Annotated in this window: 15 protein-coding genes and 2 pseudogenes; 3 read left to right on the forward strand and 14 right to left on the reverse strand. The window is 66.4% G+C overall.

Going from position 1 to position 23,498, the window contains the following annotated elements; translation table 11 throughout:
• Nucleotides 1-662: 662 nt before the first annotated feature.
• The 4 genes from RM788_RS43570 to RM788_RS43585 all read right to left on the reverse strand — a co-directional run bounded on the left by RM788_RS43570 (nt 663) and on the right by RM788_RS43585 (nt 9,453).
• Nucleotides 663-1,961: an NsdA family TPR-like regulatory protein gene (locus tag RM788_RS43570; RefSeq protein ID WP_315926361.1), complete on the reverse strand. Its 1,299-nt coding sequence runs from the start codon at nt 1,959-1,961 to the stop codon at nt 663-665.
• Between the two features lie 620 nt (nt 1,962-2,581).
• Nucleotides 2,582-3,247: an HAD family hydrolase gene (locus RM788_RS43575; RefSeq protein ID WP_315926363.1), complete on the reverse strand. Its 666-nt coding sequence runs from the start codon at nt 3,245-3,247 to the stop codon at nt 2,582-2,584.
• Between the two features lie 68 nt (nt 3,248-3,315).
• A complete protein-coding gene (locus RM788_RS43580; RefSeq protein ID WP_315926365.1) occupies nt 3,316-7,065 on the reverse strand; it encodes a DEAD/DEAH box helicase in 3,750 nt (1,249 codons plus the stop codon).
• 135 nt (nt 7,066-7,200) lie between these two features.
• Nucleotides 7,201-9,453 (reverse strand): DEAD/DEAH box helicase, encoded by a 2,253-nt coding sequence (locus RM788_RS43585; RefSeq protein ID WP_315926367.1) that lies wholly within the window; start codon nt 9,451-9,453, stop codon nt 7,201-7,203.
• A 164-nt stretch (nt 9,454-9,617) separates the two neighbouring features.
• Between RM788_RS43585 and RM788_RS43590 the strand changes: the two genes are divergently transcribed.
• Nucleotides 9,618-10,414, forward strand: a protein-coding gene (locus RM788_RS43590) for an IS5 family transposase (protein ID WP_399345265.1) whose coding sequence is annotated in 2 segments (ribosomal slippage) — nt 9,618-9,953 and nt 9,956-10,414 — 795 coding nt in all. Because the reading frame shifts where the segments join, the coding sequence is not laid out codon by codon here.
• Between the two features lie 392 nt (nt 10,415-10,806).
• On the opposite strand, the gene tnpC is transcribed toward RM788_RS43590, so the two are convergent.
• Both tnpC and RM788_RS43600 read right to left on the reverse strand, forming a co-directional pair.
• Entirely contained in the window at nt 10,807-12,282 is a 1,476-nt protein-coding gene (gene tnpC / locus RM788_RS43595) for an IS66 family transposase (RefSeq protein ID WP_399345258.1), read from the reverse strand.
• 75 nt (nt 12,283-12,357) lie between these two features.
• Nucleotides 12,358-13,172 (reverse strand): annotated as a pseudogene (locus RM788_RS43600) (IS5 family transposase).
• Nucleotides 13,173-13,350: 178 nt separating this feature from the next.
• On the opposite strand from RM788_RS43600, the gene RM788_RS43605 reads away from it, so the two are divergent.
• Nucleotides 13,351-14,766, forward strand: coding sequence for an NF041680 family putative transposase (locus RM788_RS43605; RefSeq protein ID WP_315925923.1), 1,416 nt, complete (start codon nt 13,351-13,353; stop codon nt 14,764-14,766).
• A gap of 25 nt (nt 14,767-14,791) precedes the next feature.
• Here RM788_RS43605 and RM788_RS43610 read toward each other — a convergent pair whose 3' ends face one another.
• The 6 genes from RM788_RS43610 to fxsT all read right to left on the reverse strand — a co-directional run bounded on the left by RM788_RS43610 (nt 14,792) and on the right by fxsT (nt 20,370).
• Entirely contained in the window at nt 14,792-15,649 is an 858-nt protein-coding gene (locus RM788_RS43610; RefSeq protein WP_315926369.1) for an IS5 family transposase, read from the reverse strand.
• A 191-nt stretch (nt 15,650-15,840) separates the two neighbouring features.
• Complete coding sequence (locus tag RM788_RS43615; protein WP_315926371.1) at nt 15,841-16,161, reverse strand: hypothetical protein; 321 nt, start codon at nt 16,159-16,161, stop codon at nt 15,841-15,843.
• A gap of 647 nt (nt 16,162-16,808) precedes the next feature.
• Nucleotides 16,809-17,165, reverse strand: a complete 357-nt coding sequence (locus RM788_RS43620) for a histone-like nucleoid-structuring protein Lsr2 (RefSeq protein WP_315926373.1) — start codon at nt 17,163-17,165, stop codon at nt 16,809-16,811.
• Between the two features lie 81 nt (nt 17,166-17,246).
• Nucleotides 17,247-17,558, reverse strand: coding sequence for an Imm1 family immunity protein (locus RM788_RS43625; RefSeq protein WP_399341917.1), 312 nt, complete (start codon nt 17,556-17,558; stop codon nt 17,247-17,249).
• A gap of 167 nt (nt 17,559-17,725) precedes the next feature.
• Entirely contained in the window at nt 17,726-17,980 is a 255-nt protein-coding gene (locus RM788_RS53190; RefSeq protein ID WP_399341919.1) for a DddA-like double-stranded DNA deaminase toxin, read from the reverse strand.
• The gene (fxsT, locus tag RM788_RS43630; RefSeq protein WP_315926377.1) at nt 17,980-20,370 is read right to left on the reverse strand and encodes an FxSxx-COOH system tetratricopeptide repeat protein; all 2,391 of its coding nucleotides are present in this window, start codon (nt 20,368-20,370) and stop codon (nt 17,980-17,982) included. The genes RM788_RS53190 and fxsT overlap by 1 nt, the downstream gene beginning before the upstream one ends.
• Before the next feature lie 85 nt (nt 20,371-20,455).
• On the opposite strand from fxsT, the pseudogene RM788_RS43635 reads away from it, so the two are divergent.
• Nucleotides 20,456-20,581, forward strand: a pseudogene (locus RM788_RS43635) (IS256 family transposase); the annotation flags it as partial.
• Nucleotides 20,582-20,938: 357 nt separating this feature from the next.
• On the opposite strand, the gene RM788_RS43640 reads toward RM788_RS43635, so the two are convergent.
• Complete coding sequence (locus RM788_RS43640) at nt 20,939-22,699, reverse strand: outer membrane protein assembly factor BamB family protein (protein ID WP_315926379.1); 1,761 nt, start codon at nt 22,697-22,699, stop codon at nt 20,939-20,941.
• The gene (locus RM788_RS43645) at nt 22,687-23,433 is read right to left on the reverse strand and encodes a hypothetical protein (protein WP_315926381.1); all 747 of its coding nucleotides are present in this window, start codon (nt 23,431-23,433) and stop codon (nt 22,687-22,689) included. Before RM788_RS43645 ends, RM788_RS43640 begins: the two co-directional genes overlap by 13 nt.
• Nucleotides 23,434-23,498: the final 65 nt, after the last annotated feature.

A 23,498-nucleotide genomic window follows, 5' to 3' on the forward strand; every position in this document is an offset into this window, starting at 1 on the left:
CGTGGTGCGCTACCGGTGAGTGCTTCGCTTGCTGTCCGCAGGTGCGGACGACGCGAGCGAAGCCGGCACGCACACCGTGTCCGAGGTCGCCCTAGGACGCGGTCGGTCTCCTTGGGAAAACGGGAAGTCCGGTTGAAGCCGACGCATCGATCGTGCGACTGTCCGAGTTCGAGTCACGCATCGGACAATGACGATCTTGAAGGCAGCACAGGGGTGACGTAAGTACACGTCGCGTTTTGCACCACGTTCTGCACCGCGCTGACGACCCGCCCGCCGAGTACCCGCGACACCGGACAATGGTCCAGCTATCAACGTCCTGAGTGGAGCGTCCAGGCAGTTCGGGATCGCCGAGCGCATCGCTCGCGCAGCGGTGACATGGGGACACCGCCATCGGGAACAAGAGTTGGTCGTCCCGCAGCCTGTGAGAAGCACTGAGACACGACTTCACGTCATCGAGACAGATGGCGCGCAGCACTTCGCGCCGGTTCGCTCGGCTCGATCATTCCGCCGAGTCGGAACCGTTGGTTGTGTGGTTCGAGGTCATTCGACAGTGCCCAGCACAACACGTGACAGACGGGCACTGTGGTCACTACCCGCCGGGAAACACGCCTGAGGTCACCTTCGACCGGATAGAGCCGACCGCCCGGCAGTCACGTCATCGTTCACACAGGCCAGGCCGGCGTGTCACAGTCCTTCCCTGTGGAGCCGAGCCGGAACGAGGCGAGAGCGTCCAGGAACGCCTGGACCTCCGGAATGGCCTGGTGCTGGGACAACTCGGTGCCCAACCTGTCCAGGCGGACCTGCACGCGCGTGGACGCCACCGTCCGTGCGACCATGATCACCGCACATCCCGCGTTCGCGGCTTCCGCGATCCGGCCGCTGTCCTTGAGCACGGCGGCGAGCGTGAGGTGAGCCAACGCTCGGGACCGGACCCAGTCAGCCGGCAGCAGTCCGAGAGTGCGCAGTACTTGCGTCTCCGCATCATCCACATCGCCAAGGAGCTGCAGACACAGCGCGCTTTCGGCGGCCAGCGTCGCGTCGTCGAAGCCGGAAATCCCGCCGTCGACGACCTCGTCGGGACGGTCCTGCAGTACGGCGTGGGCTTCCTCGAGTGCGGTCAGACAGGACGTACGGTCCATGCGCATGGCGTGCGCGCGGGCCGCCATCGTGTGCAGTCGCGCGACCAAGGCGGCGGTTCCCGATGTTTGTCGGGCATGGGACAAGCCGGTTTCGGCCAGTCGTGCCGCGTCCTCGCCGTGGCGCAGTTCACCTGCCAGGTAGGACATCGAGGCACATGCCATCGCGGTCTGCGAAGCGTCCGCGGCTGCGGACGCCAGACGGAATGCGCGGTCGAAGTGCTGGCGTGCCAGATGATTCCTGCCAGTGTCGTGGGCCAGCCACCCGGCGCACTCGGTCAGCGACGCGGCCGCGGAGAACACCGCGGCGGCATTGCCGCTGTCCGGGTCGAGCAGCAGCGGAGCGACCTCGGCCTGCAGGTAGCGGCGCACGTGCGGGTACAGCAGACCACCGCCCCTCTGCTGGTCGGCGATGTAAAAAGCGGCGGACACGCCTCGAATCGTCGCCACCGCCGCGGGTTCCGGGCCTGCGGGTGTCGGCACAGGGAGATTGTCGGGTTGATCCGATGCCGTGAGCAGTGGCTCGCGGACGCTGGAGATCGGAGGAAAGAAGCCCAACTCGGCATCGGTGGCCGCGCCCAGGACATGGCGGAACGCCGCGCGCCGCGAGTTCCCAGGCCACCGGACGTACCCGTTCTCGTATTGGCTGATCAACCGGTAGGTGACCAGTTCCCTGTCGGGCGCACCGCTGTCGATCAAATACCGGTTGATCGCGTCCGCCAACTCCACCTGGGTCATGGCGGTGTTCGGATCGGTCGGCGACCTGGTTTTCAGGCGGGCAGTGTGCAGCTGGGTGTTGATCTCGCGATTGCTCGCGGAAACCACCGTGTCATCTCCCTTGCATGGTGGTAACGACAATCGGGCCAGGGCCATCGCACCGGGATGGGGGCGGTAGCCTGTGACGCCGCGCGTCGAAGGGTGACGCAGAGCGCGACACCGAACGCGCCGGTGATTGGCGGGGGTGGTTGGAAGCGTCTACGACGGTGTGGCGCGCCTGCCGAACGGTCTCGTCATGACCGCGGTCCGGCAGAATCCCCGTGTTCCGGGTCGGCGGTGGCTGTGTCCGCACCGACCAGGTGTGTGCGGTCACGGTGTGCCGCAGGCGGGTGGAGCAGTTCGAACAATCGCAGTCCTTCCTCGTAACGATGCCGCGCTTCGATGATCCGCCCACAACGGACATACAGCTCCCCGACGCATCGAGTGTGTCGCCTCCTCCGCGCGGGCACCGTCCTTGCTCGTCGCCTCAACCGCACCCAGCAGGTACTGCTCCACGCGGGCATGATCGCCTGCGGCGGTGTGCGCTCGACGCAATGCGGTGACCACACGGCCCGCGTTGTAGAAGTCGGGAGGCGCCAGAGCGGTCGACAGACGGGTGGCACGGTCGAGACGACTGATCGCCTCCCACAGGCGGCTGGCGCGGGTGAAGGCGGGGCGTCGGGTGGCCATCACGCCCACCATCGCTGCGTCATCGCCGTCGTGGCCTCTCCGATGCTGCGCACCACCAACAGTCGATCGCAGCTGGCGTAGTCACGGGCTGATGAGGTGTCGTCGGTGATCCACATCGCGTGGCCGCCCAGTTCGAGAACAGGGGCGATGTCCTCGAACCAGCTGTCACCGACGTGGACCAGGTCTTCGACGCTGGCCCCTTCGTGGGACGCGGCGGTGTGAAACGCCTGAGGATGGGGTTTGACGACCCCGTGTCGCCACGACGTGTGGATTGCGGCCAGATGGGGCGCGAGCCCCTCACGGACAGGATCGAGACAGCTCTCGGCGAACACCGATGTGTTGGTGATCAACACGACCGGGGCATGGACAGCGGCTGCCGCGACCGCGTCACGGGCCCCGTCGAGCAGCCGGTACGGGGCGAGCGGCACCGTCCCGAAACCCAGATCGTCGACGTCGATCATCAATGCCGTACACGTGCGTCGTACCAGTGCGGGCGTGAGAGCGTCACGGGAAGGCAGCGTCTTCAACCCCAGCACGTCACGCAGGATCCGCCGAACCTCGGGCGCGGGCAGCGGGGACAGGTCGGTCAGCGCCTGGGTATGGCTCCGTCCGACCAGCTCGGCCAGGGTCCCCGCCACATCGAACGAAATCAGCAACGGTGGCATAGATATCTCCGTAGATGAGAGAGCGAGAGGGCCGACACGACCGCAGCGGTCGCGGCAGGGGATTCCGATCACTGCGGGGACTCGCCCCGTGACTCCGCGGGGTGCGGTGTCGGCGACAGGACACCGAGCTGGACCAGTTCCTCGACTTGTGAGGGATAGAGGTCACCGCGTGCGGCCTTGTTGCGCGTGCGCCGCAGCCAGGCATGGAGGTCGAAACCGGTGTCGGTGCGGGTGCCATTGCGCACGGAGGCGATCGAACCGTGCTGCCGCACGTAGGCGTTGACTTCCTCGATCGCGCGCGTCCATGTCCCGCGGATATCGGGGGTCCAGTCGATGTTCAGCGCATCGAGCAGTGCTTGGCGATCCGGGGCGAGGCGCCCATAGGCTTTCAGCGAGCGTTGCTTTTTCAGCCACGTCGCCAACCGTGCACTGTCGGGATCGTCATCGTCAGGGGTGACGTCGACAGTGCCGGTGGTGGCGAGTCGTTGCCGGACGATCTCATAGGTGTAGAGCCAGTGGCGCTCTTTGACACGCTCGCCGGTCCAGTCGATGCCCAGCTGGTTGAGGGCGGCCACATGTTCTACGGATGCGGTGCTGTTGTGGTGGCATTCGCGTTGCCAGTCCAGCCACTTGGACAGGGCTTTGGTGTTGACGTCGGCGGGTTGGGTGTCGGTGGCGAGCACGTCGAGGTGGCCGTGATGTGCTCGATAACGTTCGGCGTCGGCCAGGTACGCGATGGCACGCCTCATGTGGGCCTGCTCGGCCCACTGCATGCCGAGCTCCTCCAGGACGCAGACCCGTTCCTGTGGAAGTTTCCCGTCCCGTCGCAACCGTCGTTGACTCGACATCCACGAGTGGACGCGAACACCGGCGGGCGTGACCGTGTCCCACGGCACGGTGATGGTCCCGTGTCGGTCACGGCAATCGCGGAGAAACGCGATCATGTTCCGCCAGGATGTCTCGGACGGATCCCAGACGATGCCCAGCTCCTCCAAGGCCTCCACGCGGGAAGCGTCAAGCTTGTCGGCGCGGTACGCGCTGCGCAGATTCGCGAGCAGGTTGCACATCTGCGTGTAGTTTTCGTCGTCGACGCAGGGAGTCAACGATCCGTGACGGGCATGCAGAGCGCGCAGTGCCGAGAGCTTGGTTTCCCATCGGCTGTCCAGCGGCGCCCAGTCGATGCCCAACGCGTCCAAGGCCGCGATCTGCTCCTCGCTCAAACGATTGGCGCGGCGGAACGCTCGCTGGCGGTTGATCCACTTGTGCAGGTCCCACTCCTGCCCCCGCAGATCCAGGCACGGCGGGTGCTTCGGCGGCACCCGCAAGTGGCCGTGGTGGGTGCGAAACCGGGCTGCGATGTCGATGCGATGTTGCCAGTCGGCTTCGAAGACCTGCTGCCACACCATGCCCAACGCGTCCAGAGCATTCCTTCGCCGATCCGGGACCTTGCCCTTCTGGTGGTCCTGGCGTTGCTTATGGACCCAGTTGCCCAGTGCGAAGCCGGTCTCGTCGACGTAGTCGGCTTCGGGCAGCAGGTGCCCGACGCGGGCGTGGTAACGCTCGGCCGCCGCGATTCCGGCTTGTTGCGCTTCTTCGTTGGGCTCCCACACGATTCCCATGGAATCGAGCGCCGAGACCAGATGCGCGGCCAACTTACCCTTGCGGTGACGGCCGCGGCACCGCAGCAGCGCCGTGGCGACGGCTGCGATCCGCGGGTCCGGGTCTCTCTTGGAGGCCTTGAGATGGCCGTGCTCGGTGTGGAAGGCGGAGATCTTGTCGACCAGGACGTCCCACGGGTCAGGGGTGGACCAGTCCAGCCCCAGCTTGTCCAGCGCAGAGCCCCGGTCGGCTGTGAGTGTGCCGTTGTGGAACGCGCGACGGCTGACGCCCAACCAGGCTCGCAGATCCGTGCCGTCGGGCATCAGGACGCCCGACGGGGGATCCAGGTGGCCGTGCGCGGCGTGGAAGGACGTGGCGACGGCCAGACGCGCCATCCACGCGGCCTGGGCCCGGTCGAAGTCGAAATCGAAATCAAGGTCCAGAAGGGCGTGGACACGATCGGGGGCGAGGCGACGCTGCCGGTACTGCTGGCGGCAGCGGCCGACCCAGGCACCCAGTTTGTAGCCGGCGACGACATGATCGACGGTGGGGTAGGGGTGCCCGTGGGATTCGTGGAATCGTTTGAGGTGTCCGTAACCGTCCCACCACTGGCTGGTGGCGGACTTGACGATGCGGATGGTGAGGTGATCGAGAAACCGGGCGTTGTCGTAGCCGCCGGGCAGATCGACGGTGATCTTCGCCCGCACCTCGTCGGCGCCATCGAACCGGTCAGCTCGACAGCGGTCCAATACAGAGCCGAAGACCTCGTCGTGGGCCCGCAGCGCGACGATGACCTGCCACAGCACGTCATAGCGGCCCGCGTCGAGAATCTCGTCGACCTCACCCGGGTCATCCGGCAGCAGGATCGGCACCAGGATCGTCGCCACGCCCGTCCCGTCGGGGTTGCGCCGCAATGCGCGACCGACACCCTGCACGATGTCCACAACGGACTGCCTGGCCTCGGTGAACACGACGCAGTCCACCGCGGGCACGTCGATCCCCTCACTGAGGCACTTGGCGTTGCTGATCACCGCCCAGCCGTCGTCGGGCGGATCGGCCAACGCGGCCAGCACGGTGTTGCGGTGAGCCTGCTTCATCCGCCCGTGGATGTGCTCGGCATGCAAGGGGCGCGAGGGCCGATGGTGCGGGGCCAAAGACTCCAGGGTGGCGGGCAGCGTGTCGGTGAACTCCCGAGCTGTTGCGATACGGGGACAGAACGCGATGACCCGACGCAGACCGAATTCCACCGCCGCACGAGCCAACGCGGCCTGCACCATCGCGGTGTGCTCGGAGGGCATCTCCGCCGACACCGCGGCGCCGGGACGAGGAGGCGAGGCGTCGCGCAGCACAGCGAGAACCTCGGCTTGGGAGACACCGATGACCGCGAGCCGGTAGTCATCCAGCCACCCGTCCGCGATCGCCTGGGAAAACGGGTAGGAGAACAGGACCTTCCCGAACACCTCCTCGTCGTCCATGCTCACCAAGGCGGTGTCCTGCTCGCCTGGGCTGCGGCGTGCCTGGACTCGCGGAGTGGCGGTCATGTAGAGCCGGCGGAGCGCGGGCAGCACCTCGTCGTCATGCACCATCGCGGTGTGCTTGTCGACCCGACCGGCGGTACGGTGCGCCTCGTCGACCAGGAGCAGATCCGCCACGACACCGGCCAGTTGCAGGCCCTCGCCGACGACATGGGCGGACACGTGCGTGCCGACGATCAACCGGATCGCGGCGTTGCTGGGCAGCCGCAACCACGTGTCGACGACGTCGGCGTTGGTGGTGATCGGCTCGAGGATGTCCTTGGTGCCGGCGAAGTAGTCCTCGTCGATCGAGGTGTCACTGCACACGGCCAGGGCGTCGTAGTCACCGTGTTCCTGCTTCCAGACCGCGAGGGTCTGAGCGACCAGTCCCACGGTGGGGACGACAATGGCGACGATGCCGCCGGGCGGCACCAGCCTCAACGCGGCCCACAGCGACATCTTGGTCTTGCCCGTGCCGCACGCCGCCCGCATCTGGCCGCGGCCACCTGCGGCCAACCCGGCCTGGATGTCGTCAACCGCACGAACCTGGTAGTCGCGGGCATCGGCCAAAATTCCGGGCATCGCACGCGCTGCGGGACCAGTGTCCTTGCTGGATACCTCGTGAGCCGGAAACAACGCCTGCTGAACGGGATGGTCGGTGTCGCGGGAAAAACGAGTAGAGGCTTGCAAGGTTTTCTGTGCCAACAGGATTTATCCTCGGTCAACGCACACGTTCGGTCCGCGGCGGGGCACCGGCCGTGGTGCCCGACGGGACGCATCGCGTGGCGTGTGGTGGGTGACGATCAGCCGCCGATCTCAGCCGGCGGGTGTGACCACACGTCAGGACAGTGACGCGGCTGCCAGCGACCGGGCCGCCGGCGAACTCCACTGCATGCCCAACCGGTCCAGCGCCGCGATTTGAGACTCCGTCAGCTCACGGCGTTTGCGCTTCATACGAGTGCGCACCAGCCACGCGCCCAGACGCCCGTCGTCGGTGTCGGGATCCGGGGTGATGTCGATGTTGCCGTGTCGCCTGTGGTGCTCGGTGAGCGCCACGAGGTAGTCGGCAAAAGTGTCCAGACGCGGCGTCCACCTCATACCCAGTGCGTCCAACGCGGCCCTGCGTAATCCGTCCAGTTGACCGTCGGTGGCGCGTGCGCGTTGCTTGTCCAACCACGCCAACAGGTCCACATCCAGCACACGCAGCGAGCTGACCGGCTCCAAGTGGCCGTGTTCTGCGTGGAACGCGGTCGCCGCCCGGATCCCGGTCTCCCACTCCAATGCCCTGGGCAGGAAGTCGAAGTTGAGTTCGCGCAACGCGGCCATCCGATCCACGGCCAAGCGACCCTGGCGGTACGCGGTGCGGGTGGCATCCACCCAGGCACCCAATCGGACATCGTCATCGGTGACGTGATCACGGGGCACATTGGTGGTGCCCCGTGTGGAGTGGAATGCTTTGAGAGCGATATAGCCATCCCACCATCGGCTACGGGAGGAGGCGATGATGCGAGCCGTGAGGTGCTCCAGCACCGCGCCGTCGTCATAGCCCTCAGGCAGCTCGATCAGCACATGGTCCAGCGGCCGCTCCTCGTAGGTCGGGCGACCGGTGTTCTTGGCGGGATACTCGGCACGGTCGATCGCGGCGCCGAACACCGCGTCGTGAGCGCGCAGGGCACGCACGACCTGCCACAGCGTCCGGTAGTCCTTGAGGTCGGTGTCCCCGATTTCCTCCGCATCGTCGGGCAGCAGAATCGGAACCACGACAGTGGCCACTCCGGTGCCTTCCGGATCACGGCGTAAGGCACGACCGATGGCCTGGACGATCTGGCTGATCGACGTCCTCGGGTGTGTGAACGCCACGCTGTCGATGGCCGGCACGTCCACCCCCTCGGCCAGGCAGTGCACGTTGGTGACCGCCGTCCACCCGTCACCCGGCGGATCGGCCAGCAGGCTCAGATGGCGCTCACGTTCAGTGTTGTCCATCTCGCCGTGCACGTGCGTGGCGGTCAGCATCCGGTCGGGCTTCATGGACGCCGGGAGCCCCGACAGAGTCCGGGCCATGGAGCGGGAGAACGCACGCGCTTCGTTGAGACGATTGCAGAACACCAAACACCGTCGCAGCCCGTACTGCCGCGCCGCCTTGGCCAACACGGTTTGCACCATGAGGGTGTGCAAACCGGTGGTGGACTGCAGGGTGATCGCACTGCGCGGTAATACGGCCAGGTGCTCGTGTAACTCCTTGCGTGTCACACCCATGACGACCAACCGGTAGTCGTCGAGGTAACCGTCCTCGATCGCCTGGGCGAACGAGTAGCTGTATAGCACCTTCCCGAACGTCCGCTCGTCGTCCATGCCGATCATGAACTCATCAAGTGGACGCTTGCGGTTGCGTTTGGCCGCCTCCGAGATCAGTCGCGGCGTGCCGGTCGCGTACAGGCGACGCTTGGCGGGCAACCGACTGTCGTTGTGCACCAACGCGGTGTGCTTGTCGACCAGCCCGGCACTGCGGTGAGCCTCGTCGACCACCAGCAGTTCGGCGGCCAAGCCCGCCAGTAGCAAGCCTTCCCCGATGACGTGAGCGGAGCGATGCGTGCCTACGATCAGCTTCCGCGTCCCCGCGGGCGCCGGGCTACGCAGCCACCGCGAGACCGCCTCCGGGTCCGTGGTTACCTCGGCTGGTAGGTCAGCCAGGTCGCTCGCGCCGTCGACCACGGTCTCGTCGCCACACACCGCCAGCGCGATGTGCTCGGTGCTGTTGGACGACCACTCCCTCAAGGTCTGTCCGACCAGCAGAACCGATGGGCAGACCACGACAACGACACCACCGGCCGGGCACAGCAACTCCGCGGCCCGCTGACACATCACCGTCTTGCCGGTACCGCACGCAGACCACAACTGGCCGCGACCGCCATCCCGCAGTCCCGAACAGATGTCGTGCACGGCATCGACCTGGTAGTAACGGTCGGCCAGCTTCTGCCACGAACCATTGGTGATGGAGTCCACCGCGAGTAAGGGGTTTACCGCTTCGATGGTCTCGTCGCTCCGCGTCGTTCGTTGTGCTGCCGGATTGGGCGCTGTTGTCTTCGTGACCACGTGGTGCCAGGTTCTTTCTTGTCGAGCGGTCGGACGTGTGAACACGTCTCCAGGATGATTGGATGTCGAGCTGTGAGGCGCAGATCGCGGTCGGATGGCGTCCTAAGAGAGTGTCTCACGTGGTTTTGACGTGGTCATTGGCATGATCGTCGGTCGTGGACGATTTGTCGCAGCGTTTGGTGCCCGATGAGCTATGGGCTCTGGTCGAGCCGTTGATCCCTGGGTTCGCCGCCCGTCCTCAGGGTGGCGGGACCGCCCCCGTGGATGACCGAGCGGTGTTCACTGCGATCGTGTTCGTGCTGACCAGCGGATGTCCTTGGCGGTTATTGCCGCCGTCGTTCGGGGTGACGGTGCCGACCGCGCATCGCCGGTTCACCGAGTGGACCAAGGCCGGGGTGTGGCGGCGGATGCACCGGGCGGTCCTGGACGAACTCGGTGCACAGGGGTTGATCGACTGGTCCCGCGCGGTTCTGGACGGAGCGTCCGTCCGGGCGAAAAAAGGGGATCCATGACCGGCCGGAACCCGGTCGACCGCGGCAAAGCCGGCTCGAAGATCCACGTCCTGACCGACCGTCAGGGCATCCCATTGTCGGTGGCGATATCGGGCGCCAACACCCATGACTCCCAGGCGCTCAAGCCTCTGGTGATGGCAATCCCCGCGATCCGGTCCCGACGTGGTCGCCGCCGCCGCAGGCCCGACAAGCTGCACGCGGACAAAGCCTACGACAGCCGCGAACTGCGTGAATGGGTACACGACCGCGGCATCGGCGTCCGTATCGCCCGCAAGGGCATCGAGTCCAGCGACAGCCTGGGGCAACATCGTTGGGTCATCGAACGCACGATCGCCTGGGTGTTCAACTATCGCCGACTGGCCACTAGGTATGAGCGGCGCGGCAACAACTTCTGCGCGTTTCTCACTCTGGCCGCAGCGCTGACCTGCTTCAAGAAACTATCCACGTGAGACGTCCTCTAAGTCGACATCAAAGGATCTTTAAGGAAGCTGTGCGACGGCGCTGCCGGCGAAGGTCAATATGAGGTCGTACTCAGCGAATGCTGCTGCAGTCCCGTCATTATGACGGGGTGTCGGGCGTGGGGTAAGACCTTGTTAGTGGGTGCGTTAGTGGGTACGGATAGCTGTCTTGACGCGCACATCGACTCAGGCCGTCATGGCCACGTTGCGCATCCGAGCGACGCCTCGGGTGGCGTGCCGGACACCATCGCGCCTGCAGCGACAGTTTGCGCAGGATGCTCCATGGCTTCATGTGTACCGAGGCATAGCCCACCTGTGCGCGGACACTCCTATGGACGGTGAGTTCTTCCTTTTAGAGTTCCTAACAAAGTCTTTGGACGTAGCTATTCAGCTGGGGCGAGTGTTGGGGGTAGCCACGCGCCGGTCGTGAACAACTGTCGGAGCGCGTCGAGTTTGTCCAGACCCCACTTCGTGGCCGTGTCGAGGTAGGACTGCACCATCGCGAAGTCGGTGAGCCCGGCAAGAGTGCGCCACGCACCACCGGAGGTGCGCTGCTGGACCTTGACCGGACGAACGGCTCGTTCCGCCGTGTTGTTGGTGAACGGGACCGTCAGATCGGTGACGAACCGGAGGATCATGTCCTCGAATCGACGGAACCGGCGGATCAGCGTTCTCGCGTCGGCGGCGAGGGCACCCTGTTTTCCCTGGTTGTCGTCTCGCCCTCGGGCCAGCGCGCCGAGATAGTGGTTGCGGAGGTCTGCCAGCACCACGGAATCGAGCACGGTCGCTCCGCGCTCGCGGGCCTCCCGCGCCGCGTGATGGGCCTCGATCAGGGTGTCGGCCATCGCCAGCGCCCACAACTGCCCGTCGGAATCGGCGTCGGAGATCGACCTCAGGTCCCGCAACAGGTGCGCCCCGCACCAGGCATGCACGGACCGGGTCAGGTGCTCGTAGCCGGCGTAGCCATCACGCACCAGGACCCCGGTGAACCCCGGCAGCACACCACCGGCGTCGATATCGCCCTTGGCACGGCCACCGACGTGCATCAGAGTCAGGTACTCGGTGCAGGCGACATGCACATACGACAGTCTCCCCGCGGCCCGACCGGTGGTCTCGTCGGCGTGCACCACCGGCGCGCTGGCAAGCAACGCCCGCATGTGCGCGGTGAACCGCTTCTCCAGCCTGCGGGCCGCACGTCCACGCACACCCGCGAGGAACCCGGTCGACACATCCATACCGGTCAACGCTTCCAACAGCGCCCGCCCCCGCCCGATCGGCAGGAAATGCCCGCAGGTCAACAAGGCGCACCGCGCGAGGGTTTCCGGGCCGATCCGCACCGGCGACCCCGGCGCGGCCACCACCTCCCGCAGCGGGTCGTCGGCGGGCACCGCGTCCCAGCCCGGCGTGGTCACCGCCCCACAACACGGGCAGGTCCTCGACACCCGCTGATACTCCACCACCACCGGCGGCGGAACCGGGCGCACATCGACCACCTGACGCCGCTCACGCCCGAACTCGGCCGCATCGACCAGCGACGACGCGCATCCCCGACACCGGCCGGGTTCGATCACCATGGTCCGGTCCGGATCATCGACCAACGACCGCGAGGAGGACGACGCGCCGGGCTGCTTGCCCGGATCGCGCCCCGAACGGCCCCGTGACGAGCGTTTCCTCGCCGGCTTCTTCTCCCACGGCCCATCCGAGGAAGGCGGACGCGACGAGTTCGACGAATCCGCCGACAGTCGCCGTTCCAGCTCCGCGATCCGCTCCGCCTGAGCGGCGACCACATGCCTCAACTCGACAAGCTCGGCCAGGATCGCATCGAGGGACACACCCTCCGGCAACCCTGGAACCGACACCCCAAGATCATCCCAAAGCTGGCTGCCGCCCACACGAGCGGGCCCCCACCAGGCACTCAAGTCATAGCTGAATAGCTACCTTTGGACGTGCCGGTAGCAGATGATGCAGGTGGCGAGGCCAAGGAAGGCTTCGTGCATGTCGTCGCGGCGTTCCCAGCGGATGCGCAGGCGTTTCATACCGTGGTACCAGGCGATCGTGCGCTCCACCACTCACCTGACGACACCCAGGCCCGAGCCGTGGGGTTCGCCTCGACGGGCGATCCGAGTACCGATTCCCCTGGCACGCAAGCGCCTGCGGTACTTGTCGTGGTCATAGGCCCGGTCGGCGTAGACGGTCGTGGGACGTCGGCGGGGACGTCCACGTCTGCCGCGCACGTTCGGCACCGCGTCCAGCAGCGGTTCCAACCCGATGACGTCGTTGCGGTTGCCGCCTGTCAGCAGCACCGCGAGCGGGATGCCACCGCCCTCGGTCAGGACGTGGTGCTTGGAGCCCGGTCGAGCGCGATCAACCGGGCTCGGACCGCTTTTGGGCTACGACGCGCCGCCCTCACATGCGAGGAGTCGACCACCGCCCGGTCCCAATCCAGCACGCCGGCGCAGTGCAGTTCGGCCAGGAGAATCTCATGCAGCCGCGCCCACACACCGGCTTCGTTCCAGTCACGCAGCCGCCGCCAGCACGTCATGCCGGAACCGAAGCCCAGTTCCTGCGGCAGGAACTCCCACTGGATGCCGGTGTGCAGCACGAACAGGATTCCTTGCAGGCACAGCCGGTCGGGCAACCTCCTGCGGCCTGGGTTGCGGGTCCTGCGCGGCACCACGGGCAACAACGGCTCGATCCGCTCCCACAGGTCGTCCGAGACGATCCAGGGCGGCGACTCACCCCTCCTCATGTCTGAACATGATCTACAGCGGTCGCGACCGATGCCACTACGTTGATCATTTTGTTAGGAACTCTTAGCTTGAGTTTTAAGGTCTCGGAGCCCGATGGGACACCCGGTTGATCATGGATGAAGCCCTTGGTTGATCATTCTTCTTGCGACAGAAGGAAGATCACAACCAAGGGCTTCGATGATCAGTATGCACCACCCCGGCACGGCCGCCGCGCTGAGGGACCTCTCCCAGTTCCGCCACGCCTTCCACCAGTGCCTGACCGCGCGAGCGGACGCGTTGTTCGAACTGACCGACAGTGCACTGTGCGCTGACGGGCCGGTCACATCGCTGGTCGAACTGTCGCTGGCCACCGAGCACCGTCGTGGCCACGGCAGCCTGTACGACGGTCTGAACCAGGGCCGGATCGACATCGGTCGATTCCGTAATGTCATAGCCCGCCAACAGATTCCGCGTGGTCACGATGGTCGGATCATGCTGGGGATCGACGTCAGCCACTGGCTACGTCCCGATGCGAACACCAGCCCCGACAGGCTGTTCTGCCACACCTACGCACGCGGCAAAGGCCAAGCCCAGATGATCCCCGGCTGGCCCTACTCCTTCGTGGCCGCCCTGGAACCCGGCCGCACCTCCTGGACGGCGATGCTCGACGTCCTCCGGGTACGCCCGAGCGATGACCACACGGACCTGGCCGCCACCCAACTGCGCACCGTGGTGGACGCGCTGATCACCGCCGGACACTGGCGCGAGGGCGATCCCGAGATCTGGATCATCGGCGACAGCGGCTACGACGGCCCCCGCCTGGCGTTCCTGCTGGCCGATCTCCCGGTCCACGTGCTGGTACGGATGCGCTCGGATCGGGTGCTGGCTTTCCCCGTACCACCACGGCGACCCGGCACCCGTGGCCGCAGTGCCCGGCACGGAACCCGGTTCGCGTTCGCCGATCCGGCGACCTGGTCGACCCCCACGCACACCACGACGACCGACACCGCCCGCTACGGAGCCGCGCACGCCCGCTCGTGGGATCGGTTGCATCCCACGCTGACCCGCACCGGCGCCTGGACAGGCCACCATGGCCCGCTCCCGATCATCGAGGGCACCGTGATCCGACTCCAAGTCGAGCGGCTGCCCGGAACGGGAACACCGAAACCGTTGTGGCTGTGGCATTCCGCCACCGCGACCACCGCCGCACAGGTGGACCGCCTGTGGCAGGCGTTCCTGCGTCGGTTCGATCTGGAGCACACTTTTCGGTTCTTCAAGCAAACCCTGGGCTGGACCACGCCCCGTATCCGGACTCCCGAGGCGGCGGATCGATGGACCTGGCTGGTGATCGTTGCCTACACCCAACTTCGGCTGGCTCGTCCTCTCGTGGAGGACCTACGGCGTCCCTGGGAGCGGAAGGCGGTCACACCTGACAGGTTGTCCCCGGCCAGGGTCCGACGGGGATTTCGTCGAGTTCGACCGGCGGCAGCCTTGCCCGCCGGCGCGCCGAAATTCTCCCGACCCGGTCCTGGGCGTCCAGCAGGATCACGAAACGCCCGCCGAGCCCCACTCCATGCCCCCGGCAAGACCCCAAAAACGGACATCAATGGTTAAACAAAAAGCTTAGAGGGCGTCTGATCTACTTTTGGACATTTATGTCCGTTTGATGTAGATCGTTTCGCCAGGTTTGGGTGGATTCACCGGTCAAATCAAGGCTCATTTTGTTAGTCATCGCCCAGTGGACCATCGCCCGCGAGCGCTGCGGCAGGGCTTCGTAGTCGCGCACGAGCCTGCGGTGCTGCATCAGCCATCCCAGGGTCCGCTCGACCACCCAGCGACGGGGAAGCACATGAAATCCTGTGGCGGCAACACGTTTGACGACCTCCACCTGAATACCGGTCCTGGCCCCGTGACGTACGACCGAATCGTTGTAACCACCGTCGACCCAGGCGATCGAGACACCGGGATGCGTGACGGCCAAACAGTCCAGGACATCCTTGCCCGCGGCCGAGTCCTGGATCGAAGCGGCCGTCACCATGACCGCGAGCAACAATCCGAGCACGTCGGTGGCGATGTGCCGCTTCCGGCCCTTGATCTTCTTACCCGCGTCGATGCCCTGACTGGATTCGTTGACGTTGCAGGAAGTCTTCACGCTCTGCGAGTCGAGGATGGCCGCCGTCGGACTGGTCGAGCATCCACTCGCGACGCGAACCCGGTCCCGGAGCAAGTCGTGCAATGCTTCGGTGGTCCCGTCGGTCTCCCACTTGGCGTAGTAGTCGTAGACCGTCTTGTACGGCGGGAAGTCGTGGGGTAGATAAGCCCACGCGATCCCGGTCCGGCACACGTACAGGATCGCGTTCACGATCTCCCGCAAATCGTGCACCCGCGCCGCGATCCCCGGCCCGCGCCTGGCAGTCCGCCACGCCGCAAACGTCGGCTCGATCAACGCCCACCGGGCATCGGATAAGTCGCTGGGATACACGCGTCGAGGGCTCACAGTTGATCAACTCTAGAGCGACCATCAAACCGGACAGACCACCCCAAACCAAGATCAGATGCCCTCTTACTGCAGCAGCGGTGGTTGTCCCTTGCGGGTCTGGGTAGGGCATAACAACCTCGGGATTGCCTTGGTAGACGCCGTCGGCCATTACCATCGCGCCCCGACACTGCTGGTCGATGCGCGAGTCGTTATAGGCCCGGCCGTCGTTGCAAGTTGCCCGGCGTGGGGTCGCTGACCACGGCGACCAGTCGGGTGTTGGCATCGATGACGCCCTGCATGTCCACCGAGTACCGGTAGTTCTTCGACGGGGCGGACACGCTCCGGCCGTGGGTGAGCACCAGCGTGCCGTCCACGACCAGCGCGGCGTCCGGGCCGCGCTTATGAGGCACCGGCGCGAGCACCGGCAGCGGCGCCAGGTGCTCCATCACTCGGCCCGCGGCCGACTTCGAGTCCCCAAACGACAGTGCGACCTGCCAAAACATCAGATTTGTCCGGTAGTACACCGCCACCTGCGACACTCGATCCGCCAGCGACGGCCCCCACCGCTGACCACACCGGTCTGCTCACAACCCCGACGGGTCCACAACCCTCACAAGCTTGCGGAACACTCGCACTGAGTCACGAGGGGCCACCCCGCCTGTGCGGGGAAGACTCCTTCGACTGGGACATCTGCGAGCGGCGGCACGGACCATCCCTGCCTGCGCGAGGAAGACTCCCGGCCCTAAACGTCGAGCTTGCGGTACACCGGACCATCCCCCGCCTGCGCAGGGAAGAGTCAACCGTTGACGACCCCGAAGTTCGGGACTGGAGACCACCCCGCCTGCGCGGGGAAGAGCCGAACGACTACCTCAACCTAACCGACGCGCGGGGAATACCCCCGCCTGTGCGGGGAAGACGGCCGGTGGTGCGTATTCGGGTCGGATAGCTCGGGAACACCTCCGCCTGCGCGGGGAAGGCTGGCCACGTACGCCACAACCACGGACGTGGCCGGGAACACCCCCGCCTACGCGGGGAAGACCCTTCCTGAGCAGCCAGTTTACTGGACCGGAGGCAGTTCTAGCATGGACTTGGGTCGGCGGCGGGCTGAGAAGATCCGCTGCGTGGCCGAACGCAGGCCGCCGACCTCCGCGGACCGCCTTATCGGCCGGAGGCGTGCTCAGCTGTGGGCCGCCTCGAAGGCGCTGATGACCACGGCCGGGATACGACCGCGCTCGGCCAGTTCCTGCCCGTTGGCCTTGGCCCAGTCCCGGATGGCCCTGGCCTGTTCCTTACTGTGCGCCGTCGCCGAGGACTTGGCGCGGCTGGCTGCGGATGTTCCCCGTCCGGCCCGCCCGCCGATGCGACGGGCGTTCGCGACGAACTCGGCGAGAACGTCCCGCAGTTGTGCGCTGTTGTCCGGGCCGAGGTCGATCTCGTAGGTCGCACCGTCCACACCGAAGCGCACCGTCTCGATGTCCTCTGCCGCGGTGCCATCCAGGTCATCGACCAACTGAACGAGAACTCTTTGTGCCATGATGCGTGAGGATAGGGCATCCAGTCGATGCGTGGCCTGCGTTGCGTGACGGCAATAGGTTCATCGAATTGCAGGAAGTCCCTAGTACACATCGGATTTCTGCCATGTCATACAGGTCGGCCGTGTGCCGGTCACCCGGAATTCCAAGAGGGCCTGCCGCACGATGTCCAATGGCACCATGGCATCGGCCGGAAACTCGGTCCGGATCGCCTCGTCGATGAACAACAGTCCGCACCCTTCGGCAAGCACGTCCGCGCGCGTGGTCCAGCTGCCGAGGTTGGCCATCGGATCACCGCCGGCGGGCAGATTCTCATCCGGGCCGCGGTAGAGCAGCGCACCCACGTCGCGTCGCCGAGAGACGTCGAGTTCGAACATCCGGTCCGGGATGTTCAAGACCCCGATCGTGGGCAGCTCGTGCGCGGCGACCTGCGTCGGATGCGGTTGGTCGTGCACTTTAGGTACGCGAGGATGTCGTCGAGCTTGCTGGCCGTTCGGACTGTCTCGGGGCTGTCGGCGCGGTTACCGCCCCGCTAGTACCACACGTTGAGCGTGAACATCGTTCATCCTTTTTCGTAAAACACGGTCGACCGTACCGGATCGTGAACGGTGAGTGTCTGTCCTGTTCGCAGTGTGAACGGCAGAAGCATCGCGCAGGACAGGACACCGCGGCAGACCTCGTTGTTGACCGCGAGGTGAACGTCATCGTCAGCTCTGGGTGAAGCAGCGCAGTGAGCGTTGTGAGCGCGGATGCCCTGCCCTGGCGCGGGACTGCGATGAAAGTCGGTCAGTCTGCATAGTGGTGGCGGCAGGTCCATCAGCCCTGGGGAGACGCGAGCAGTTCGCGGATGGTGTGGGTATAGGTGTGTGTCAGCCCCATTACCTGGGCTACTGCGGGGAGTAGTGCTTCGAGCTTTTCTCGGCCGCTGTCCTGATTACCATTGTCGATGTGGCACAGGGCGATCTGGTAGCGGACGTCGAGTGTGTACTTGTCATCTGGCCCCAAGGTTCTGGTGATGTCGGGAAGCAGAGCGAGGAGAACCGTCAAAGCTCTGGCGTGGTCGCCAGTGTCCCGGAGGTAGCCTGCGAGGCTGTGGCGTGTGTTGAGGGTGTCGGGGTGGTCGGTACTGAGGACCCGGAGCTGGTCGGCGAGAAGTGTTTCGAGCTCGGCGATTGCCCTGGCCGGGTTGCCGTCGCGGTACAGGCATCTGGCGGTGTCGCGGCGAACGGTGAAAGTGAGGAGGTGTTCGGGGCCGAGCACCCTGGCCACGTCCGAGAGCAGCGGCTCAAGTTCGGTCAGAGGCGCCTCGGTCCCTTTTGCGGCGCTGCGCCAACGGGTGAGCTGAACGCGGCTGTTGAGTGTTTCAGGGTGGTCTGTGCCAAGAACTCTGGCCATGTCGACCAACAAGGCCTCGAGCTCCCGCACGGCTTTTACCGGGTTGCCCGCGTCTCCCAGGAGTCCGGCGATGTTGTTTCGGGTTACGAGGGTGTGCAGATGTTCGGGTCCCAGGACTCTGGTGCGGTCGGCCAGCAGCTGTCGATAGGCGGCGAACGCTTGGGCGATATGGCCTGCGCAGTGCAGCCAGAAGGCGATGCACTGGCGGTTATTCAGCGTGTTGCGGTGGTCAGGGCCGAGCACTCGGATGAAGTGGGGAAGAAGGGCTTGCAGTTCGGCCACCGCGCCCGCAGCGTCGCCGTTCTCGCCGCGGAGGTAGGCGGCGTTGTTGCGGGTCATGAGACTGAATGGGTGTCCGGGTCCCAGTGTCCTGGCCAGATCGGGCAGAAGTTCGCGCAGTCCGGCCCACGAGTCCGCGATGTTCCCTGCCTGCGCCTGCCAGTGGGAGATGCTGTTGCGGCAGTTAAGGGCGTCAGGGTGATCGGGTCCGAGCTGGTCGGTGGCGTCCGCCAGCAGTCGGCGGAAATAATCGATGGCGGCACCGTGCTGCCCGGACTCACCGAGGCTGACCCCGGACAACAGCAGGATTGCGTGCAGGTCAGAGGTATACAGCTCAGTTCCCGCCACTGCGGCCAACGCGGTGGTGTTGGCCCGCAGGGTCGCTTCACCGTCGATGTCGGCCTCCGGCCACACCGAGTACAGGGCGTCGGCGGCGACCCGCGCGATCGACGGGATGTCCGTGGTCGCCTCGCGAGTGGCGCGTTGGGTCAGTGCGTGGATCCGGATCAGGTCTGCTTCCCAGGTGATCAGTGACACCCGTGCCAGGCATCCCACGGCGTCAGCAACGTCCTCAGCCGTGCTGCCGAGATACTGTGTCACCGGCGGCGAGGTCACAACGTTCATCGGTATGCCATGGGAGTCGAGCACTGAGACGATGGCCAGCACCCGCCCGGCCAAACCGACGGGCTCCAGTTCGTCCGCCAACTCCACCGACAACGCCCACGTGAGCGCGACAGCGCGTTCTTCACGAGTCAGCTCGCCGGCGGGTGGGAACAGTGACGCCAGTGACCGCTCCCGCCACCGCCTCGAGTACTGCTCGCAAGTCAGACCCCGGTCGGCCATGTAGGCGGCCGCCTGACCCACCGCGAGCGGGAGGTGCCCGACCAGCTCCCCGATCTCATCCACCCCCACCAACTGCTCAGCCGACAGCCGGTCGACCAGACAGGACCGCGACTGCTCCGGGGTGAAGACACCCACCTCCACCACGCGGCGGTCCCGACTCCGGATCGCCGAATCCCGTCGTCGAGTGGTCACCACGACCCTGCCGAACCGGGAGTCAGGCGGCCACAGCCCGTCAAGGTCGCGGGGGTCCTGCAGGTCGTCCAGCACCACCAGCCATGGGATGTCGGTGGTGGCCAGACGGTCCAGAACCCACTCCGGATCCGGATCACCCCCACACCAGGCCCGTCCCAAACCTGTGAGCCCTGAGGCTGCGGCAGAACGGTTCGTGGCCGAAAGCCACCCCAGGATCCCTATCTCGCCCGTCGACCACCGGTGACGCGCGTATTCGGCGACGAGTTGGGTCTTGCCGACACCGCCCGTTCCCGCGACCACCGTGCAACCAGGTGTGTCCGGCAGGGCCTCGCGCGATTGGAATCCGGGGGCGACCGCAGGGATCAAGCCGTAGCGGCAGGGTGATCCGCCTCCGGAAGCGCCGTGGAAGTGCACACTGCCGTTGACCGTCCCGACCTGGACGACGTTCTGGGCCTGCCCGCTGAAATCGTTGCGCACCCATTGGGAGTCCTCACCCATGCGGTGCATTGTCCCGACCATCTCCCTTCGTGGCGAGGGCGTGCTGGACGACTGTGGTCAGGCATAGTTCCCGGCGTGAAGTTCCCCCAAGGCCAACACGAAGGTTACCGAGAATGTCGAGGAGTTGCTCGCGTTCTATGACTACCTCGCCGAGCACTGGATCCATCTGCGTACCACGAACCTGATCGAGTCGACCTTCGTCACGGTGCGGCATGGGCCCAGATATCCGTCGGCGTTCGCTCCGCCGAGCTTTGTCGCGAGGTGCGAGCCCGGCCGTCGCCAGTGGAAGGCGGCCGGAAACCGGCGCGGATAAGTCGGCCCGCGAAGAACCCGATGGACTCGCCAAGAAAGGCAAGGAGATCAGCGATGACGCTCGTAGGCCTCGAGTTTACGCACTCCATCACCCTGCGGGCATACGCTCGGCGTCGGCAGCAACGGACACGCCAACTCCCACAAGCCGGCCGGAACGGTCTACGACCAATGATCCTTGACCATGATCAGCACAATGATCGGCCACCGTGTAGGGCACAGTCCAAGGAGCGGCAAAACCGTAGTGCCTGGGCTTCGGTCACCGGTAGCCCATCGCCGTCAGCTTCTCGCCGACCAGTCGGGCCACTTCGACGGCGGGCACGGTCGTGAAGTCCCACGACCGCACCTCGGCGATGACCGTCCCGGCCCTGAGGGTTACCGAGTCCGTCGCATCGCCGAACGCCCAGACCCCGACGGCGGGCAGCATCGGGTCTTCCGGGTTCTCCTCCCACAGGTTCATCCCGGCGGACAGGCGGTGCGCTGCGGTCGCGAGGACCTCCGCGCCGCGCGGGTCATCCGCTACCCACCGGATGACCACCACCAGGAACGCCTCGCCATTCGGGTCGGTGTAGTGGCACTGGACGGGCGTAGGGATGGCCAGGCCCAGAACCTCGGCGTACTGCTTGTCCAGCGTCGGGTTGGTGTTCGGCCGAAGCGCGGCGAGCTGCTCCGCGGACACCAGCGCGCACGCGTCCGGCCACCGGTCGGGTGGCGCGGGTGCGGCCGCTGTGGACGGCAAATCGCCAGCCCCGAGACGGAGTGCGGTGAGACCGCGAACGGAGGCGAGCAGCAGCAGACCGTTCACCGCGGTGATCCAGCTCGTCGCGCCGACGACGGGCACCGCCACCGAGCGGACCGCGCCGGTCGCCGGGTCGATCCGGTCGATGGCCGCCGGGAGGAGGTTCTCGTCCGGTATCCCCATGGACTGCCGCCCGGACACCCGCCCACCCGCCTCGAGCCGATACCCGAGCACCGCCCCATCGACAGCTGTCAAGCCCCGGTAGGTGCCGCGCCGGAGCGCCAGCGCCGATTCGGTGCTGGGGCGTGACGCGGACCACGGCGTCCGGCCGTCGCGCAGGTCGACCGCCACCAGCGGATCGCTCGCGCCGTCCGTGCCCACGACCACCGCGTAGTCGCCGACCACCGCCATGACCCGCTCCCGCGGCGGTAGCACGCCTTCGTGGCGGACCCGGCCGTCCACGTCGAGAATGGTGCTCCGCGTCCCCTGGCCGACCAGGATTGCACCGTCCACGAGCAGGCGGTCGGGTGCGTCGCCGGGCAGTGACGTGGTCCACCGCACATCACCGGTGCGAAGGTCGACGCCGATCACGACCTGGCCGTCCCGGCACCCTGCCGCGACTGCCACGATCCCACCGCTCGCCGCCACGAGAGGTCGGATGGTGCCGGGGAAGTCGCCACCGCCGAGGACGTCACACAGCCCGCCAGCCACATCGTCGAGCGGCTGCGCCCAGGCCAGGCCGCCTGTTCGCGCGTCCACGCCCTTCACACCGGGGTAGCCCGGCACGATAACCATCCCGCCACCCGCAACAATCTGTTCGGGGGAACTGCCATGGAGGACGTAGTCGATCGGCGGCAGGAGTTCCTCCCGCTGTCGCATTGGCCCCCACAGCCGCTGCCCGGTCGTGGCATCGAGGCCGACCACCTGCCACCGGGTGTACGAACCGGCGGTGATGTCCTCGGGGGCGTCGTCCATGGCCAATGTGACAGCGCCGCCGGTCACCGCCCAGCTTGCGATCGCCGAACCCGACGGTGCCTCGTACCGCCACCGGGTCGCCCCGGACCGCACGTCGATCCCGGTCGCGCCGTGCGACCCGGTCGCGACCACCGTGCCACCCTCGACCGCGTACCCGTGCGCCGCCACGTCGACCCGCCACGCGACACCCTCGATCGATGCCTCGGGTGCGGCGGGGGATTGGCTGCCGGCCGTGACACTGCCGGGGATAGCGGCCGCGACGAGCATCAGGACCCCCACCGCCTTGACCACCGTCACCGGGCGCACAGGTCCTCCTCCCAGGAGCCGCACGCGTGCCACCCGCTGTCCATGGGGTAGTTGGGCAGGTAGACCGTGCCGTACCGCCCGTCGGCGGGCTCGCCGGTCAACCGAAACGGGCGGTCGTCCCGGTCGCTGATCACCAGATGTCCGCGGTCGCCGTCGCCGTCGGTGTAGTCGATGACGATCCGGAACGAGTAGGTGGCCAGCCGTCCCGTGAAGATGATCTGGAACTGCTGGTTCTCGTCGTTGGTCAATTCCACGTGGTGGCCGGAGAACCAGGACACGCCCAGTTCGGTAGGACCCCGCACGACCGGACGCGTGGCGTCCAGGTTCGAGACCAGTTCGATCGCGGAGTGCTCGCTACCCTCTGGTGGGAAGACGACCAGGGTGCCCGTCTGGACGGGGGTCTCATCGGTGATCTCGGGGGTGATGTCGGTGACCTGGACCGGTGTCCGCCGGTTTCCCCTGATCTGGAAGGACACCGTGAGCGTGCCCACCGGGACGGATTGGTGGCCGCCGAACTCCGGTGTGGAGGGGTCGCTGTCGCCACGGGGGAGCCCTTTGCCGTCCGGCGCGGACGGCAGTGCCTCGGACAGGGCGAACTTCAGGTCCCCGGCAGCCTTGACCTCACCCACCAGCGACACCGGCTTACCCGGCTCGTGGGGGTTCACCGCGACAACGAGGCCCCAGCCGGTGGTGACGGCCACGGCTCCGGCGCCGATCGCGACTGCCCACCGCATGCGGGGCGAGGGACGTCGACGGGGCCTGTCGGGGTGGATCACGATGTCGCCGTTGACGTGGTACG

This window comes from Umezawaea sp. Da 62-37 (assembly GCF_032460545.1).
Taxonomy (GTDB): domain Bacteria; phylum Actinomycetota; class Actinomycetes; order Mycobacteriales; family Pseudonocardiaceae; genus Umezawaea.

Excerpts from the sequence above, each read along its gene's own strand:
- RM788_RS43605 (WP_315925923.1), top strand. The coding sequence starts at position 13,351 with ATGATCAGTATGCACCACCCCGGCACGGCCGCCGCGCTGAGGGACCTC.
- RM788_RS53190 (WP_399341919.1), bottom strand. The coding sequence starts at position 17,980 with ATGGACCTGCCGCCACCACTATGCAGACTGACCGACTTTCATCGCAGT.
- RM788_RS43575 (WP_315926363.1), bottom strand. The coding sequence starts at position 3,247 with ATGCCACCGTTGCTGATTTCGTTCGATGTGGCGGGGACCCTGGCCGAG.
- fxsT (WP_315926377.1), bottom strand. The coding sequence starts at position 20,370 with ATGGGTGAGGACTCCCAATGGGTGCGCAACGATTTCAGCGGGCAGGCC.
- RM788_RS43620 (WP_315926373.1), bottom strand. The coding sequence starts at position 17,165 with ATGGCACAAAGAGTTCTCGTTCAGTTGGTCGATGACCTGGATGGCACC.
- RM788_RS43645 (WP_315926381.1), bottom strand. The coding sequence starts at position 23,433 with ATGCGGTGGGCAGTCGCGATCGGCGCCGGAGCCGTGGCCGTCACCACC.